Annotated in this window: 16 protein-coding genes; 8 read left to right on the forward strand and 8 right to left on the reverse strand. The window is 71.2% G+C overall.

Going from position 1 to position 16,872, the window contains the following annotated elements; all coding sequences use genetic code 11:
- Positions 1-333: 333 nt before the first annotated feature.
- Positions 334-984, reverse strand: coding sequence for a DNA-3-methyladenine glycosylase (locus tag ACIP2X_RS22550; RefSeq protein ID WP_401675850.1), 651 nt, complete (start codon positions 982-984; stop codon positions 334-336).
- Positions 985-1,122: 138 nt separating this feature from the next.
- Between ACIP2X_RS22550 and ACIP2X_RS22555 the strand changes: the two genes are divergently transcribed.
- From ACIP2X_RS22555 to ACIP2X_RS22565, 3 genes are all read left to right on the forward strand, one after another.
- Positions 1,123-1,905, forward strand: coding sequence for a sporulation protein (locus tag ACIP2X_RS22555; protein WP_401675852.1), 783 nt, complete (start codon positions 1,123-1,125; stop codon positions 1,903-1,905).
- 40 nt (positions 1,906-1,945) lie between these two features.
- Positions 1,946-2,485, forward strand: coding sequence for a YbhB/YbcL family Raf kinase inhibitor-like protein (locus ACIP2X_RS22560; RefSeq protein WP_401675854.1), 540 nt, complete (start codon positions 1,946-1,948; stop codon positions 2,483-2,485).
- A gap of 186 nt (positions 2,486-2,671) precedes the next feature.
- Complete coding sequence (locus ACIP2X_RS22565) at positions 2,672-3,178, forward strand: HNH endonuclease (RefSeq protein ID WP_401675856.1); 507 nt, start codon at positions 2,672-2,674, stop codon at positions 3,176-3,178.
- A gap of 112 nt (positions 3,179-3,290) precedes the next feature.
- Here the strand turns inward: ACIP2X_RS22565 and ACIP2X_RS22570 are convergent, their stop codons facing one another.
- The 3 genes from ACIP2X_RS22570 to ACIP2X_RS22580 all read right to left on the reverse strand — a co-directional run bounded on the left by ACIP2X_RS22570 (position 3,291) and on the right by ACIP2X_RS22580 (position 5,716).
- Positions 3,291-4,232, reverse strand: coding sequence for an SPFH domain-containing protein (locus tag ACIP2X_RS22570; RefSeq protein WP_401675858.1), 942 nt, complete (start codon positions 4,230-4,232; stop codon positions 3,291-3,293).
- Between the two features lie 162 nt (positions 4,233-4,394).
- Positions 4,395-4,826: an NfeD family protein gene (locus ACIP2X_RS22575; RefSeq protein WP_401675860.1), complete on the reverse strand. Its 432-nt coding sequence runs from the start codon at positions 4,824-4,826 to the stop codon at positions 4,395-4,397.
- A 92-nt stretch (positions 4,827-4,918) separates the two neighbouring features.
- Entirely contained in the window at positions 4,919-5,716 is a 798-nt protein-coding gene (locus ACIP2X_RS22580) for an ABC transporter ATP-binding protein (RefSeq protein ID WP_401675862.1), read from the reverse strand.
- A 150-nt stretch (positions 5,717-5,866) separates the two neighbouring features.
- Here ACIP2X_RS22580 and ACIP2X_RS22585 point away from each other — a divergent pair, with 150 nt between their 5' ends.
- Positions 5,867-6,649 carry a hypothetical protein gene (locus ACIP2X_RS22585; protein WP_401675864.1) on the forward strand — a complete coding sequence of 261 codons (783 nt, stop codon included), beginning with the start codon at positions 5,867-5,869 and terminating at the stop codon, positions 6,647-6,649.
- A 188-nt stretch (positions 6,650-6,837) separates the two neighbouring features.
- Here the strand turns inward: ACIP2X_RS22585 and chpE are convergent, their stop codons facing one another.
- The 3 genes from chpE to ACIP2X_RS22600 form a co-directional block, all read right to left on the reverse strand.
- Positions 6,838-7,083, reverse strand: coding sequence for a chaplin ChpE (chpE, locus tag ACIP2X_RS22590; protein WP_401675866.1), 246 nt, complete (start codon positions 7,081-7,083; stop codon positions 6,838-6,840).
- A gap of 170 nt (positions 7,084-7,253) precedes the next feature.
- Positions 7,254-7,895 carry a response regulator gene (locus tag ACIP2X_RS22595; RefSeq protein ID WP_401675868.1) on the reverse strand — a complete coding sequence of 214 codons (642 nt, stop codon included), beginning with the start codon at positions 7,893-7,895 and terminating at the stop codon, positions 7,254-7,256.
- Positions 7,888-9,033, reverse strand: coding sequence for a GAF domain-containing sensor histidine kinase (locus tag ACIP2X_RS22600; RefSeq protein ID WP_401675870.1), 1,146 nt, complete (start codon positions 9,031-9,033; stop codon positions 7,888-7,890). Before ACIP2X_RS22600 ends, ACIP2X_RS22595 begins: the two co-directional genes overlap by 8 nt.
- Positions 9,034-9,245: 212 nt before the next feature.
- Here ACIP2X_RS22600 and ACIP2X_RS22605 point away from each other — a divergent pair, with 212 nt between their 5' ends.
- The 3 genes from ACIP2X_RS22605 to ACIP2X_RS22615 all read left to right on the forward strand — a co-directional run bounded on the left by ACIP2X_RS22605 (position 9,246) and on the right by ACIP2X_RS22615 (position 12,089).
- Positions 9,246-9,944, forward strand: a complete 699-nt coding sequence (locus tag ACIP2X_RS22605) for an SDR family NAD(P)-dependent oxidoreductase (RefSeq protein WP_401675872.1) — start codon at positions 9,246-9,248, stop codon at positions 9,942-9,944.
- On the forward strand, positions 9,941-11,089 hold the full coding sequence (locus tag ACIP2X_RS22610; protein ID WP_401675874.1) for an S-adenosylmethionine:tRNA ribosyltransferase-isomerase: 1,149 nt from the start codon (positions 9,941-9,943) through the stop codon (positions 11,087-11,089). The genes ACIP2X_RS22605 and ACIP2X_RS22610 overlap by 4 nt, the downstream gene beginning before the upstream one ends.
- Positions 11,090-11,363: 274 nt before the next feature.
- Positions 11,364-12,089, forward strand: coding sequence for a transglycosylase SLT domain-containing protein (locus ACIP2X_RS22615; protein WP_401675876.1), 726 nt, complete (start codon positions 11,364-11,366; stop codon positions 12,087-12,089).
- A gap of 125 nt (positions 12,090-12,214) precedes the next feature.
- Here the strand turns inward: ACIP2X_RS22615 and ACIP2X_RS22620 are convergent, their stop codons facing one another.
- A complete protein-coding gene (locus tag ACIP2X_RS22620) occupies positions 12,215-14,719 on the reverse strand; it encodes an FHA domain-containing protein (RefSeq protein WP_401675878.1) in 2,505 nt (834 codons plus the stop codon).
- Positions 14,720-15,053: 334 nt separating this feature from the next.
- On the opposite strand from ACIP2X_RS22620, the gene ACIP2X_RS22625 reads away from it, so the two are divergent.
- Positions 15,054-16,811, forward strand: a complete 1,758-nt coding sequence (locus ACIP2X_RS22625; protein ID WP_401676552.1) for a streptophobe family protein — start codon at positions 15,054-15,056, stop codon at positions 16,809-16,811.
- Positions 16,812-16,872 lie beyond the last annotated feature (61 nt).

The following is a 16,872-nucleotide window of genomic DNA, read 5'->3' on the forward strand; positions in this document are numbered from 1 at the left end:
TGTACTCACCCGAGAATCTCTCTCGCGGCTTTCCTCCGGGCGCTTCCCTTCGGTCTTGCGTTTCCGACTCTATCAGATCTTTTCTCGATCCGATTCCCGGTCGGCGGGGTTTGTCTTTCGGCCTCGCGGCCTTTCGACATTCACTACGTTAACCGATTCCCCCGCCCGATTCATAATCGGGGGCTGCGGATTCGAATTCAGGCATGCGAACACACCGGAAACGACCCCGCTGAAGGGGTGCTCGTGAAGTAGTGGTTTGGCCGCTCCGGCTGCTGACGATCGCAGTACCCGGTTCAGCGGCTCGGGCTACATTACGCACCTTCCCAGGGCGCGTCAACTTCGGCGGCGCCTCGGCACATGGGCCCGATACGGGCTCACCGTCGGGTCGTTGGCGATCCAGAAGCGCCAGGGGTGTGCCTCGCCGTCGCCTCCGTCACCGGCCACTCCGGTGCGGGGGCCGTTGCGTACCTGGTCAGAGGGGGCCGGGGTGCCGCTCAGCATGCGCAAGGGGGTGTCACCGGAGGCACAGGCGTCGGTGCCGTCCAGGGCACGGTCCACCTCCAGGGCCGTGGCCAGACGGGCCGGGCCTTTGGCCAGTTCCTTGTCATTGCGGGCCGAGAGTCGACGTACGCGGGCCAGCTCGGCGCCCTCGACGATCTCGCCGGCGCGGAGCAGGACGGCGCTCGCCGTGTCCTCGGGACCGCACACCAGATTCATGCAGTGCCACATGCCGTAGGTGAAGTAGACGTACACATGACCGGGCGGACCGAACATCACGTCGTTGCGGGGAGTGCGTCCGCGGTAGGCGTGGGAGCCGGGATCGTTAGGGCCGTCGTAGGCCTCGACCTCTGTCAGGCGCAGCGCGATCGGACCGTCCGGCGTCGTGCGTACGAGGATGCGGCCGAGGAGGTCGGGGGCCACTTCCAGTACGGGCCGGTCGAAGAACTTCCGGGGCAGGGGCGTACGGTCGGGGGTCGCGATCATGCCGTCCGAGGGTAGTGGACACGGTGGGCGCGGACGGGGTGGTCACGGGACGTTCGTCTTGCCAGGGTGGGTTCCCGGAACCGGCCACGGCCGGATCGCGTTTGTAGTGATCAGAGACGTAGTGAACGAGGGAGAGACATGCCGTTCAAGAAGCTGCTCGCGAGTCTGGGGGCCGGTGGGGCCTCGGTCGAGACCGTGCTGACCGAGGTCAACGTCGTTCCGGGTGGCGTCGTCCAGGGCGAGGTGCGCATCCAGGGCGGGTCGGTGAACCAGCGGATCGAGGCGCTGTCCGTCGGGCTGCAGGCCAAGGTCGAGGTCGAGGGGCAGGACACCGAGTACAAGCAGGACATCGAGTTCACGAAGGTGCGCCTCGGCGGTGCCTTCGAGCTCCAGGCGAACGCCGTGCACGCGGTGCCGTTCGGGCTGGAGATCCCGTGGGAGACGCCGATCACGACGATCGACGGTCAGCCGCTGCGCGGAATGCACATCGGTGTGACCACCGAGCTGGAGATCGCGCGCGCGGTGGACTCCGGTGACCTGGACCCGATCAACGTCCACCCGTTGCCGGCGCAGAAGGCGATCCTGGACGCCTTCATCCAGCTGGGCTTCCGCTTCAAGAACGCGGACATGGAGCGCGGTCACATCCGTGGCACGCGTCAGAAGCTGCCGTTCTACCAGGAGATCGAGTTCCTGCCGCCGCAGCAGTACCGGGGACTCAACCAGGTCGAGTTGAGCTTCGTGGCCGACGCGCAGACGATGGACGTCGTGCTGGAGATGGACAAGAAGCCGGGCCTGTTCAGCGAGGGCAGCGACACCTTCCGCTCGTTCCAGGTGGGGCTGCACGACTACCAGGGCACCGACTGGGTGGCCTACCTGAACCAGTGGCTGTCCGAGGTCGGCAGCAAGCGCAACTGGTTCTAGGCTCGAAGCCCACTGAACCATCCGATCAGGAGGTACCGAGGTGACCGAGCTCAAGAGGCGGCCGCTCCCCCACGACTTCCATCCGCCCGTGCCGTCGTTCACGGTCACGAGCGAGGACGTGCAGGAGGGTGCGACCCTCAAGGACGCTCAGGTCCAGGCGGCCGGCAACGTCTCCCCGCACTTGCGGTGGGCGGGGTTCCCGGCCGAGACCAAAAGTTTCGCCGTGACCTGCTACGACCCGGACGCCCCCACGGGGAGCGGGTTCTGGCACTGGGTCCTGTTCGACATCCCGGTCTCGGTGACGGAGCTGCCGGAGGGTGCGGGCAGCGGCAAGTTCGAGGGCCTGCCGGAGGGCGCGGTGCACGCGCGCAACGACTACGGCACGAAGGACTTCGGCGGTGCCGCGCCGCCGCCCGGGGACGGGCCGCACCGCTATGTGTTCACGGTGTACGCCGTGGACCAGGAGAAGCTCGGTCCGGACGCGGACGCCAGTCCGGCAGTCGTGGGTTTCAATCTGCGGTTCCACACGCTGGGTCGCGCCCAGCTCATCGGTGAGTACGAGGTGCCCGCGGAATCCTGACGTTCACCGAACGTTTGCCCGTCTCTGGTCTGGGAGTGATCGGAGGCGGGCATTTTTGTCGCCAGGGGGACACGGGGTTCGACCCCATGGAGCAGCGGATATTGCGTTGTCCATCTCGGCGTGCACGGCCAGAGTTGATCCCAGCCCGCCATGGGGTGGGCCGGTGCACACGGGAGGTGGGCTGGTATGCGGGACACGCTGGTACTGAACGCGAGCTTCGAGCCGCTGTCGACGGTGACGTTGAACCGAGCCGTCGTTCTGGTGCTTCAGGACAAGGCCGTCGTCGAGCAGGCCCACCCCGAACTGCGTATGCGCGGAGCCGCGGTCGACATACCGGCGCCCCGGGTCATCAGGTTGTGCCGATACGTACGGGTGCCGTTCCGAAGACAAGCGCCGTGGTCGCGGCGGGGTGTGCTGGTGCGGGACCGGCACCGGTGCGCGTACTGCGGGCGTCGGGCGACGACCGTGGACCACGTGCTGCCGCGGTCCCAGGGGGGTCAGGACACCTGGCTGAACACGGTGGCCTCGTGCGCGGAGGACAACCACCGCAAGGCGAATCGGACGCCGGACGAGGCGGGGATGCCGCTGCTGCGGGAGCCGTTCGAGCCGACGCCGGCGGACGCGATGCTGCTGGCTCTGGCCCTGGACGACCACGAGGCGCTGCCCGAGTGGCTGGTGTCCGCCGCGGCCTAGGCCGTCGGGCGCGGGCCTGTTCCGTCGTCCGCAGGTTGTATGGCTTGTCGCGCGGTTCCCCGCGCCCCTCGATGACGGGGGCGCGGGGGGTGCCCGGTTGCTCCTGACTCCGTCAGTCGATCGACGGCTTCTCCCTGCGTTCCGTGCCGGAACCCGTGCCGTTGCCCGATCCACCCAGGCCCGAGCCGAAGTTGCCCATGGCGCCGGACAGGCCCTTGAGGGCGTCGCCGATCTCGCTGGGGACGATCCAGAGCTTGTTGGCGTCGCCCTCGGCGATCTTCGGCAGCATCTGGAGGTACTGGTAGCTGAGGAGCTTCTGGTCCGGGTCGCCGGCGTGGATGGCCTCGAAGACCGTACGCACGGCCTGGGCCTCGCCCTCGGCGCGCAGCGCGGCGGCCTTGGCCTCACCTTCGGCGCGCAGGATCTGGGACTGCTTCTCGCCCTCGGCGCGCAGGATCTCGGACTGCCGGACACCTTCGGCCTGGAGGATCGCGGCGCGCTTGTCACGGTCGGCGCGCATCTGCTTCTCCATCGAGTCCTGGATGGAGGTGGGCGGTTCGATCGCCTTGAGCTCGACGCGGTTGACGCGGATGCCCCACTTGCCGGTGGCCTCGTCGAGGACACCGCGCAGGGCCGCGTTGATCTCCTCGCGCGAGGTGAGGGTGCGCTCCAGGTCCATGCCACCGATGATGTTGCGCAGGGTGGTGACGGTCAGCTGCTCGATGGCCTGGATGTAGCTGGCGACCTCGTAGGTCGCGGCCCGCGCGTCGGTGACCTGGTAGTAGATGACCGTGTCGATGTTGACGACCAGGTTGTCCTGGGTGATCACCGGTTGCGGCGGGAACGGCACGACCTGTTCGCGCAGGTCGATGCGGTTGCGGATGGTGTCTATGAACGGCACGACGATGTTGAGGCCCGCGTTCAGCGTGCGCGTGTAGCGGCCGAAGCGCTCCACGATGGCGGCGCTGGCCTGTGGGATGACCTGGATCGTCTTGATCAGGGCGATGAAGACCAACACCACCAGAATGATCAGGACGATGATGACCGGTTCCATCGTCGCTCCCCGTACCCTTCTCCGCCTCGGCGCTTTCGGTGGATCCGCGCTGCGCGGATCCTATTGGTGCAGATCTTATGGTTGTTGAAGATCTTGCTGGTCGAGTCTGACAGACCGTCGCACAACAGGTGCGGTGTTCGGCCACGTTGGGGTCGGGCGAGGTCACATGACGATCGCCGTGGCTCCTTCGATGTCCACGACGTCGACCTGCTGGCCCACTTCGAAGACGTGGCCGCTGTCGAGGGCGCGGGCCGACCAGACCTCGCCGGCCAGTTTGATGCGTCCGCCCGATCCGTCGACGCGTTCCAGGACGACGGCTTGTCTGCCCTTCAAGGCGTCCACCCCGGTGACGAGTTGGGGCCGTTGGGCACGGTGCCGGTTGGCGATGGGGCGTACCACCGCGATGAGGGCGGTGGAGACGACGGTGAAGACCACGACCTGAGCGACGGCGCCCCCGCCGAAGATGCCGTCGGTCGCCGCGGCCGCGACGGCGCCCACCCCGAGCATGCCGAGTTCGGGCATCGCGGTGATCACCAACCCGATGCCGAGTCCTGCCGCCGCGATCAACCACCATACCCACGCGTCGATTTCCACACGGTCATCGTAGGACCGCGGCACGTGCGCGGACAGGGCGCGATCGGGTTTGCGCGGGCTGCTCGCCCGCGCCCGCGCGGGACTTCAGCGGCTCACGCCATCGGAAGGCCCTGCGCGGTCCAGCGGTCACCGACCTGCTCGACGACGAGCGGGAGGCCGAAGCAGAGGGAGAGGTTGCGGGAGGTGAGTTCGAGCTCCAGCGGTCCGGCGGCGAGCACCTTGCCCTGGCGGATCATGAGGACGTGGGTGAAACCGGGGGCGATCTCCTCGACGTGGTGCGTGACCATGATCATCGAGGGGGCGATCGGGTCGCGTGCGAGGCGGCCGAGGCGGCGTACGAGGTCCTCGCGGCCGCCGAGGTCCAGGCCGGCGGCCGGCTCGTCGAGCAGGAGCAGCTCGGGGTCGGTCATCAGGGCGCGGGCGATCAGGGTGCGCTTGCGCTCGCCCTCGGAGAGGGTGCCGAACCTGCGCTCCAGGTAGTCGGACATGCCGAGGCGGTCGAGGAAGGCGCGGGCGCGCTGCTCGTCGATCTCCTCGTACTCCTCCTGCCAGCCCGCGGTCATGCCGTAGGCGGCGGTAAGTACGGTCTCCAGGACCGTCTGGCGCTTGGGGAGCTTGTCGGCCATGGCGATGCCGGCGATGCCGATGCGGGGGCGCAGCTCGAATACGTCGGTGCCGGGGGTGCCGAGGGTCTCGCCGAGGATGGTGGCGGTGCCCTTGCTGGGGTAGAGGTAGCTGGACGCGACATTGAGGAGGGTGGTCTTGCCGGCGCCGTTGGGGCCGAGGATGACCCAGCGCTCGCCCTCCTTCACCGACCAGGAGACCTGGTCCACCAGAGCCCGGCCCTCACGGACCACGGATACGTCCTGAAGCTCCAGAACATCGCTCATGAGCGCGTTGTCTCCCCTTGCAGTGTGGCCGGTCTCGGCTGTCGCGTACGCCTGTGGCTCGGTCCGCCGCGCCGGTGGGCGAGCCCTCAAGGAAATCTACGCCACCGGTCGGCCGGTCCATTCCCTCGGTCCGGTACTTAGGCTGGGGGCATGCTCTCGGAACCGCGCTCTGGACGCCTCGCCGCTTGGGGAAATGCCCTTTTTGCCGGACTCGTTTCGCCGGACGACGCCGTGCTCGCCATCGTCGGTGAGGACGCCGTGCACCGGGTGGAGGGGCTCCCGGGTGAGTCGGCACCCGTCGGGCTCACGCTGGCGCTCGGGCGGCTGCGGGCGCTCGGCGTGACCGGTCTGCGCGTCGCGCTGCCGGCGCCCGGGCATCCGCTGGGGCTGAGCGGGCCACCGGAGTTCAACGCGCGCGCCCTGGAGGCCGAGGAGGCGGTGGTCTGCCACGGCGGAGCGCTGGGGCTGGTCCCGGAGGTGCGTGAGGCCGGGCCCGCCGGTGACGTACATGTCGAGGTGGTGTGGCACTGCCTTCCGGTGCGGGAGGCCCCGCCGGCGGACGTGCCCTCGCTCGGGGAGGCGGAGCGTGAGCTGGCCGAGGCGCTGAGGGAGGCGACCGAGGTGCTGACGCGGCTCGACGTCGCCGCGTCGGGGCCGGTGGCCGAGGCGGCGATCGACGCGTACCGGGCCCGGTCCGAACGAGGGCGGGAGGTGCTCGCTCCGGGGTATCCGGGACGTGCCGTGCGCGTGCTGGAGCTGGCACAGCGGATCGGGATGCTGGTCTCGGTCGCGTACGAGAACGGGCACGGGGGTGCGGTGAGCGCCTCGGAGATGGCCACGCGCGCGGAGGTGCTGCGGCCGGTGGAGCGGACGGCCCGGCGCGCGCAGGTCGCGGCGTACAACTCCGTGGTGGAGGAGCGGGAGCGACGCTGAATCACTCCGGGCCCGGCGTCCCCTGCCGGGGCCGGCGCACGGGGGCCGGGCGGGGCTCGTACGGCGAAGGGCCCCGCGAGTCGTCCCGTGACTCGCGGAGCCCTTCGATGCGGCCGGCGTCAGGCCGTGGGGACGTGGGGTGGGAGCTTGCCCGCGTCCTTCGGGCCGACGGCCGGCACGACGGAAGCTCAGCGGTTGATGCCGAGGTTGCCGAAGGCGGGGTTCAGCACGCCGACGACGTTCACGCTGTTGCCGACGGCGTTGACCGGGATGTGCACCGGGGCCTGGACGAGGTTGCCCGAGACGACGCCCGGCGAGCCCTCGGCCTTGCCGGTGGCCAGCGATCCGTCGGTGGCGGAGGCCATACCGGCGCCGGCGGCCATCAGACCCCCGGCCACCATCGTCACGGCCGCTGCCTTCTTCAGGTTCTTCACTTCGTAAGCCCTTCTGATGCGATCGCCACGGCCAGTCGCCGTAGCACGCACTGAAGAACGCCGCCGCCGCCCGGAGGATGCGCCATCCGGGGGACATTCCCACGACGGTATGAATCTCAGCTCGGAGCTAGACCCTCCGTATTGCCGTACGGAGTGCTTTTCTGCCTGTTTCAGCCAGTCACGCCATGGCGAACGGCCCACAGGGCCGCCTGGGTGCGGTCCGCCAGGTCGAGCTTCATCAGGATGTTCGACACATGGGTCTTGACGGTCTTCTCGGAGAGCACCAGCGCGCGGGCGATCTCGCGGTTGGAGCGGCCGTCCGCTATCAGACCGAGCACCTCGCGCTCCCGGTCGGTGAGCGAGCCGGCCCGGCCCTGGCCGGGGCTCGTCTCCTCCTGGGACAGCAGGGCGCCCGCCACCTCGGGCTGGAGCAGGATGTGCCCGGCGTGCACCGAGCGGATGGCGCCGGCGAGCGCGTCGGGGTCGACGTCCTTGTACACGTACCCGGCGGCGCCGGCGCGCAGGGCCGGGACGACCGTGCGCTGCTCGGTGAAGCTGGTGACGATGAGCACGCGCGCGGTGTTGCCCAGCTCGCGCAGTCTGCGCAGCGCCTCGACGCCGTCCATGCCGGGCATCTTGACGTCCATCAGGACGACGTCCGGCTTCAGTTCCTCGGCCTGGGCGACGCCCTCGGCGCCGTCCGCGGCCTCGCCCACGACCTCGATGTCGTCCTGCACCTCGAGGAACGTGCGCAGCCCGCGGCGGACCACCTGGTGGTCGTCGACGAGCAGCACCCTGATTGCGTCAGCCACCGGGGACCTCCATCTCGATCGTGGTGCCCTTGCCGGGCGCCGACTCCACGGTGAGCGTGCCGCCCACGCCGCCCGCCCGGTCCCGCATGGAGACCAGGCCGAGGTGGCGTCCGGCACGGCGGGTCGCGCGCGGGTCGAAACCGCCGCCGTCGTCGGTGACGCGCAGCACCACCGCGCCGTCGCGCCTGCACAGCGTCACGCCGACGCGCTGCGCACCGGAGTGCCGCAGCGCGTTGTGCAGGGCCTCCTGGGCGACGCGCAGCAGGGCCTCCTCCTGCGCGGCGGGCAGGGCGCGCACGCCCTCGGCGGTGAACGTGACGCGTGCGCTGTGGGCGCGGTCGAGGACGTGCACCTGGGTGCGCAGGGTGGCCACGAGGCCGTCCTCGTCGAGGGCCGCGGGCCGCAGCTCGACCACCGCCGCGCGCAGTTCGTCGGCGGCCTCGGCGGCGAGCACGGCCACCTGCTGCAGTTCGCCCTTGGCGCGGGCCGGGTCCCGGTCGACGAGGGCGGCCGCGGCCTGGGCGGTCAGGCGCAGGGAGAACAGCTTCTGGCTGACCGCGTCGTGCAGCTCGTGGGCCAGGCGTGAGCGTTCCTCGGCGATGGTGAGCTCGCGGCTGCGTTCGTAGAGCCGGGCGTTGGTGAGGGCGATCGCGGCGTGCTGGGCGAGGATGGCCAGCAGTTCCTCGTCGTCGGCGTCGAAGCCGCAGGTGCCCTCCGGTTTGGGGCAGTTCTTGTTGGCGAGGAAGAGGGCGCCGATCACCTCGTCGCCGTCGCGGATGGGCAGGCCCAGGAAGTCGGCCAGGTCGGGATGGGCGGCGGGCCAGCCCTCGAAGCGGGCGTCCGTGCGGACGTCGGCCAGGCGCTGCGGCTTCGCCTCGCGGAGCATCGCGGCGAGGACGCCGTGCTGGCGCGGCAGCGGACCGATCCGCTTCCACTGGTCCTCGCTCACCCCGTCGACCACGAACTGCGCGAATCCGCCGTGGTCGTCCGGGACGCCCAGCGCGGCGTACTGGGCGTCGAGCAGCTCGCGGGCCGAGGCGACGATCGTCTTGAGGACGTCGCGCACCTCCAGATGCCTGCTCATGGCCAGCAGCGCGGTGCTCACCGCGGAGAGGCCGGACCGGGGACCTTGACTCATGCCTTCCACGCTACCGGCGGGGTGTGACAGCGCGGATCGGACCGGTGACGGCCGCCGCCTAGGCCGCTGGGCCTAGGCCCGAGGTCCCGGCCCGCCGGCGTAGGTCGAAGGGCCCCGCCGCTCTGCGGCCCGCGTCCGAGGCGGAGCGGGGCCCGCGGTTCCTACGTTGAGGGCACGCCGATCGACGGCGTCGAGGACGAGGGGAACCTGTCATGCCGGTAGCGATCATCACGGGGGCGTCGAAGGGGCTGGGACGGGCGCTCGCCGAGGCCCTGGCCACGCGCGGCTGGGACCTGGTGCTGGACGCCAGGGGCGAGCGGGCGCTGAAGGAGGCGGCGGCGGCGCTCGCGACGTACGGGACGCGGGTGGAGGCGCTCGCCGGGGACGTCACGGACGCCGGGCACCGGGCCGGGCTGGTGGCCGCGGCCTGGAAGCTGGGCGGCGTCGATCTCGTGGTGAGCAACGCGAGCGCGCTGGGCGCCGAGCCCCTGGTGCGGCTCGACCACCTGCCCCTGGACGGGCTGCGGCGGGCGCTGGAGGTGAACGTGGTGGCCGCGCTGGGCCTGGTCCAGGAGGCGCTCCCCCTGCTGCGGGTCTCCCGGCAGGCCGCGGTGATCACGGTCAGCTCGGACGCCGCCGCCGAGGCCTACGCGACATGGGGCGGCTACGGGGCGTCGAAGGCGGCCCTCGACCATCTGGCGGCGGTGCTCGCCACCGAGGAGCCCCGGCTGCGGGTGTGGGCGGTCGACCCCGGGGACATGGCGACGGGGCTGTACGCGGCGGCCGTCCCGGAGGACGACGATCCGCGGCCGGAGCCGGCGAGTGTGGTGCCGGCGTTCCTGCGGCTGCTGGATGAACGGCCCGCGAGCGGCCGCTACGGGGCGCCCGCCCTGCTGGAGGAGGCGCGATGACGCCGGCGCCGGGGGTGACGCCGGTCGGGCCGGTCCGCCGCTGGGGGCGGGTGCCGCGGGAGCTGTCCGCGCGCGTGCCGGCGGAGCAGCGCGGGCCGGGTCTGGAGCGGGATGCCGTACGGCTGCTGGTGTCGCGCGGCACGGAGGTGTCGCACCACGCGTTCGCGGAGCTGCCGCGGCTGCTGCGGGCGGGCGACCTGCTGGTCGTGAACACCTCGGCGACGCTGGCCGCGGCGGTGGACGGATGGAGCGGGCGGACGCGGGTGGTGGTGCACTTCTCGACGCTCGGCGACGACGGGCGGTGGGCCGTCGAGCTGCGGGAACCGGACGGGACGGGCACCACGCGCGCGCGTGCGGGCGGTCCGGCGGGGACGCGGGTGCGGCTGCCCGGGGGCGGGCGGCTGGTGCTGGAGGCGCCGCTGAGCGACCGGGGCGAGCGGCTGTGGTGGGCACGGGCCGAGGGGACGGGGGTGTGCGAGCTGCTGCGTGAGTACGGGCGGCCCATCCGCTACTCCTACACGGAGCGCGATCAGCCGCTGTCCGTGTACCAGACGGTGTTCGCGCTGCCCGATCCCTCGGCCTGCGGGCCGGGCAGCGCGGAGATGCCGAGTGCGGCGCGGCCCTTCACGCACCGGATGGTGGCCGAGCTGGTGAGCCGGGGTGTGCAGTTCGCGCCGGTCGCGCTGCACACGGGGGTGGCCTCGGCGGAGGCGCACGAGCCGCCGTATCCGGAGCGGTTCGCGGTGCCGGAGGCGTCGGCGCGGCTGATCAACGCGGTGCGGGCCGGGGACGGCAGGGTGATCGCGGTCGGCACGACCGCCGTGCGTGCCGTGGAGTCGGCCGCGGGTCCGGACGGGGTCGTCCGGGCCGCCGAGGGGTGGACGGATCTGGTGGTCACGCCGCGGCGCGGTGTGCGGGTCGTGGACGGTCTGGTGACCGGGCTGCACGAGCCGGAGGCCTCGCATCTGCTGATGCTGGAGGCGGTGGCCGGGGGCGCGGCGATCGACCGCGGGTACGAGGAGGCGCTGCGCCGGCGCTACCTGTGGCACGAGTTCGGGGACGTGCATCTCCTCCTCCCGCAGGAGGCCGTGACGGTAGGCATTGCTCCCGCAACTCCCGGTGAGAATGGCGCGCCTCCGATGTGAGGCCGCACATAGGGCGCAAGTCACGTACGAAGGCAAATAGGAGATAAATACACCCAGAGCGAGCGGGAAGGACGCTCTGGTCTGTCCCGATTTGCCCCTACCTGATCCACTACCCGGCATCGTAGGTCACACCTTTGCCAGTGGATTTTGCGGCCGCTAAGAATGGCTGCCGTCGCTCAGCGCCGTGGGTTCTGCCCGCGGCGTTCACGCGGGAAGCACCTGGCCCCGCACCGAAGTGAGCGACCTCCGCGCTATTCGAAGAGGTCCACCTGCCATGCCCAAGAACACCCTTCGCGACCGCAGTCGCGCCCTGACGAAGACGAACAAGATCGCCCTCGCCGGTGTAGCCACGCTCGGCGCCGCCGCCGTCGCGTTCTCCGCGGTGCCCTCGGGTGGGCAGACCACCACCACCGACGCCGCCGCCCCGGCGAACGTCGCCTACAGCTCCGAGCCGGTCAAGGGCGTCAAGGCCAGCGTCACCGACCAGCTCGCCGGCGCCAGCCTGAAGGTCCAGGCGATCGAGGCGAAGAAGGCCGCCGCCCAGACCGCCGCCAAGAAGAAGGCCGCCGCGCAGGCCGCCGCCGCCAAGAAGGCGGAGCGTCAGCGCGAGGCGAAGGCCGCGGCGAGCCGCTCGGTCGAGCGCATCTCGTTCCAGCCCGTCGCCGCGAAGAAGGCGTTTGGCAACAACCTCGACGGCTGGATCCGCGAGGCGCTGTCGATCATGAAGGCCAAGGGCATCCCGGGCTCGTACCACGGCCTGCACAAGAACATCATGCGGGAGTCCTCGGGCAACCCGAACGCGATCAACAACTGGGACATCAACGCCCAGAACGGCATCCCGTCCAAGGGCCTGCTCCAGGTGATCCCGCCGACGTTCCAGGCGTACCACGTGTCGGGCACCTCCTGGAACATCTACGACCCGGTCGCCAACATCACCGCCGCCGCCAACTACGCGGCCGACCGCTACGGCTCGATCGACAACGTCAACAGCGCGTACTGACCGACGCACGCGGCGCGTGCAAAGGCAAGCGCGGGCCTCTGCCCGCCGTACGACGCCGGCCATACGACGCGAAGGGCGGCACCCTCCTGACGGGGTGCCGCCCTTCGGCGTGTTCACGGGACCGGTTACTTGCGCATGACCTCGGGCTCGTGGCGGCGCAGGAAGCGGGCCACGAAGATGCCGCAGATCACGCCGAGCACGAGCAGGGCGGCCATGTCCAGGCCCCACGCGCCGACCGTGTGCTCCCAGAGCGGGTCGTCGCTCTCGCCCTTGGCGGGCGGGCTGATGTTGTTGAAGTCGAGCGTGGCGCCCGCCGCGGCGACCGCCCAGCGCGACGGCATCAGGTACGAGAGCTCGTTCACGCCGACCGAGTTGGCCAGCGGGAACAGGCAGCCGGTGAAGACGACCTGGACGATCGCGAACATGACCAGCAGCGGCATGGTCTTCTCGGCGGTCTTCACCAGGGCCGAGATGATCAGGCCGAACATCATCGCGGTGAAGCCCAGCGCCATGATCGGGATGCACAGCTCCAGCAGGATCTGACCGCCGAGGACCAGGCCCTCGTCCGGGATCGTGCGGCTGGAGAAGCCGATGACGCCGACCATCAGGCCCTGGAGCACGGTGATCAGGCCGAGCACGAACACCTTGGACATCAGGTACGCGGACCGGGACAGGCCGGTCGCGCGCTCCCGCTCGTAGATGACCCGTTCCTTGATCAGCTCACGGACGGAGTTCGCGGCGCCGGCGAAGCAGGCGCCCACCGCGAGGATGAGCAGGACGGTGAGGGCCGTGCCGTTGGCGACGGGTTTGCCGGTGTTCGGGTTGATCTCCGTGTTGACCAGCAGGTCCTTGCCGGAGTCGATGAGCAGGCTCACCGAGCCGAGGACGAGCGGCAGGATGATCGACAGGGCCAGGAAGCCCTTGTCCGAGGCGATGACCGAGACATAGCGGCGCACCAGCGTGACGAACTGCGACATCCAGCCCTGCGGCTTGGGCGGCTTCATCGCCTGCATGGCCGGCATCGCTACGGCCTGCGGGGCGACGGCGTCGATGTCCGCGGCGTACATCTGGTAGTGCTGCGAGCCCTTCCAGCGGCCCGCCCAGTCGTAGTCGCGGTAGTTCTCGAAGGCGGAGAAGACGTCGGCCCAGGTGTCGTAGCCGAAAAAGTTCAGCGCCTCCTCGGGAGGGCCGAAGTAGGCGACCGAGCCGCCCGGGGCCATCACCAGGAGCTTGTCGCACAGTGCCAGCTCGGCCACGGAGTGGGTGACCACGAGGACGGTGCGGCCGTCGTCGGCGAGGCCGCGCAGCAGCTGCATGACGTCGCGGTCCATGCCCGGGTCGAGGCCGGAGGTCGGCTCGTCGAGGAAGATCAGCGACGGCTTGGTCAGCAGCTCCAGGGCGACGGACACGCGCTTGCGCTGGCCGCCGGAGAGGGAGGTGACCTTCTTGTCCTTGTGGATGTCGAGCTTGAGCTCGCGCAGCACCTCGTCGATGCGGGCCTCGCGCTCGGCGGCCGTGGTGTCGGCCGGGAAGCGCAGCTTGGCCGCGTACTTGAGGGCCTTCTTGACGGTCAGCTCCTTGTGCAGGATGTCGTCCTGCGGGACCAGACCGATGCGCTGGCGCAGCTCGGCGAACTGCTTGTAGAGGTTCCGGTTGTCGTAGAGCACGTCGCCCTGGTTGGCGGGCCGGTAGCCGGTCAGCGCCTTCAGCAGCGTCGACTTGCCGGAGCCGGAGGGGCCGATGACCGCGATCAGCGACTTCTCCGGGACGCCGAAGGAGACGTCCTTGAGGATCTGCTTGCCGCCGTCGACCGTGACGGTGAGGTGGCGGGCGGAGAAGGACACCTCACCGGTGTCGACGAACTCCTCCAGCCGGTCGCCGACGATCCGGAACGTCGAGTGGCCGACGCCCACGATGTCGGTCGGGCCCAGCAGTTGGGAGCCGCCCTTGGTGATCGGCTGGCCGTTGACGTACGTGCCGTTGTGCGAGCCGAGGTCGCGGATCTCCATGCGCCCGTCGGGCGTGGAGTGGAACTCGGCGTGGTGGCGCGAGACCTGCAGGTCGGAGACGACCAGGTCGTTCTCCAGGGCACGGCCGATGCGCATCACGCGGCCGAGCGAGAACTGGTGGAACGTGGTCGGGCTGCGATCGCCGTAGACCGGTGGTGCCCCCGCCGCACCGCCGGCGCCCTGCTGCTGCGGAATGTGCGGCGCCTGCTGCTGCGGCTGCTGCCACCCCGCCTGCGGCGCCTGCTGCTGCGGCGCCTGCTGCGACCAGCCCTGATTCGCGCCCTGCGCCGCGAGCGGCTGCTGCTGCCCCTGGGGCGCGGACGTGGCCGCGGCTCCGGAGAGGTTCAGCTGCGGCCCGTCGGTCGCGTTGCCGAGGTTGACGGCCGAGCCGGGGCCGATCTCCACCTGGTGGATCCGCTGGCCCTGCACGAACGTGCCGTTGGTGCTGCCGTGGTCCTCCATGACCCAACTACGGCCGTTGAAGCTGACCGTGGCGTGCCGCCAGGAGACTCTGGCGTCGTCGAACACGATGTCACCCTGTGGATCGCGTCCGAGTGTGTATGCCCTGGACGGGTCGAGCGTCCAGGTCCGTCCATTGGTTTGCAGTACGAGTTCCGGCACTCCATGCCCCACTGAGTTGTCCCCCGAGTTACCCCCGTCGCAGGGAGTCTAGGGATGTCGAACATCGGGGGGAACTATTTCAGTAGCGGCCCCCTGACCGAAAGTCGGGCCTTGTGAAGACCGCCTACGTCCGTGTCCCCGTGCGCCGTTGACGGGGTGGAAACCGGCCCGGAGAGTGGTAATCCCCCGCGAGGGGGACAGCGACGGCGGCGACGCCGTGCCGCGGATCGGGGGGTCTGCCGTGAGGGGCGACAAGGACGGGAACGGCGCGAGGCTGCCGTGGGCCGACATCCTGCTGTCCGCGATCGCGTCGGTGAGCTGGGCACTGATCGGCATGGCCGGCACGGCCGCGCTCGGACTGCGGCTGCTGGAGGCCGACTCGGCCGGTTCGCCGGGACCGATGACCGCGGCGGTGGTGGCCCTCGGGGCGGGTGGTTCGGTCACGCCCTCCGGTGACGTGTCCGCCTTCGGCCTGAGCGGCGCCGAGGCCACCACTGCCATCGAGATCACGCCACTGGGCGTGAGCCTGGTCGGCGCGCTGCTCCTGTCGTGGTTCTTCCTACGGACCCTGCGCACGGCCGGAGTTGTGATCGCCCCGTCCGAACTCCTCGCGCGCGCGGGTGCGGTGATCGCGCTGTTCATGGCGACCCTGGGCGGTCTGGCCTGGGCCGGGCACGACGTCGTCACGATCGACGGGGGCGCCCTCGGCCTGGACGAGCTGCCCGGCGGCTCGGGCTCCGGGGGCGTCGAGATTCCCGGGCTCGGTGACGTCGGGGACATCGGCGGGCTGCTGCCGGACCGGGTCGGGGACCTGATCGACGCGGAGGCCGCGGTGGGATTCCGCGTCGACACCGCGCCGACGCTGCTGGGCGGGGCGTGCTGGGCCGCCGGTGTGCTGCTGATCGCGCTGCTGGCCTCCCGCAGCACCCCCCTGCCGCGTGGCTGGGGCGTGCTGCACCGGGTCGTGCGGCCGGCCGTGTCCGCGCTGGTCACGGTGGTACTGGTGGCGGTGGCTGCGGGACTCGCGGCGGCGGCCTGGGCGGCGGTCGGCGACGACCACCCCCGGCGGATCGCCGGGGCGGCGCTGCTGGGCGCGCCGAACGGGGTGTGGCTGGGCCTCCCCGTGGGGCTGTTCGTGCCCTCGCACGGGGAGGCGTCGGGGGTGCTCACCCGCTTCCTGCCGGATCCGCTGGGCGAGCTGCTCGTCGACTCCGACCAGCCGGTGACACTGGCGCGGCTCGCGGAGCTGGACGGACGGGTGTGGCTGCTGGGCGTGGCGACGGCGGTCATGATGCTGCTCGCCGGGGTCCTGGCGGCGGTGCGGACACCGCCGGAGGCGGACGGCGGGGGCGTACGGGGTTCGGGTGCCCTGGGATTCGCCGGCCGGTGCGCGCTGCGGCTGGGGTGCGTGACCGCGGTGACGTTGCCCTTGCTGGGGTGGCTGACCGAGGTGTCCGTGGACGCCTCGCTGTCCGTGCTGGGCTTCGACGCGTTCGGGGCGGGGGTGGAGCTGCGCGGGGATCCGGGCATGGCGCTGCTGCTCGGGGCGCTGTGGGGGGCCGGTGCGGGGGGTGCCGGAGGGCTGCTGGCGTGCGCGACCGGGGCCGCCGGGCGGCGGGCGGCGCCCCTGGCACTCGGTGACGCGGCGGCGCGGGCGCGGGAGGTCGGGGCGGCCTCGGGGCCGTACGTGGTCCGTGCGCCGTACCGGCCGCCGAACCCCGACACGAATCCGTATCTGCGGCTGCCGGAGGGGCTGCGGGAGCCGGAGGACGCGCGGCCGGCGGAGGCACGGCACGCAGAGGCGCGGCCGGCGGAAGCACGGCCGGCCGAGGCGCGGCCGGCGGAGGCGCGGCGGTCGGACGCTGTGGCGGGCGCCGCCGAGTCCGAGGACGACGTGTACGGGGCTCCCACCGTGGCCCGGTACCGGCCGTTCCAGCCGCCGTCTCGGGAAACGCCGAGGGCGCCCGGGCCGGAGGAGGGCTCCTCGCCGCCCGGCCCCCCAGCACCTGGTCCCCCGCCACCCGGCGATCCGCCACCTGACCGCCCACCACCAGGTCCACCACCGCCGGGACGGCCGAGGCGTGGCCGGTGAGGCGGGTCGCGGGGCGGGAGCAGTGGTCGGCCCGTCAGGCGCCCGCCACCGGAGCGCCATC

This window comes from Streptomyces sp. NPDC089424, assembly GCF_044749345.1.
In the GTDB taxonomy this organism is placed as follows: Bacteria; Actinomycetota; Actinomycetes; order Streptomycetales; family Streptomycetaceae; genus Streptomyces.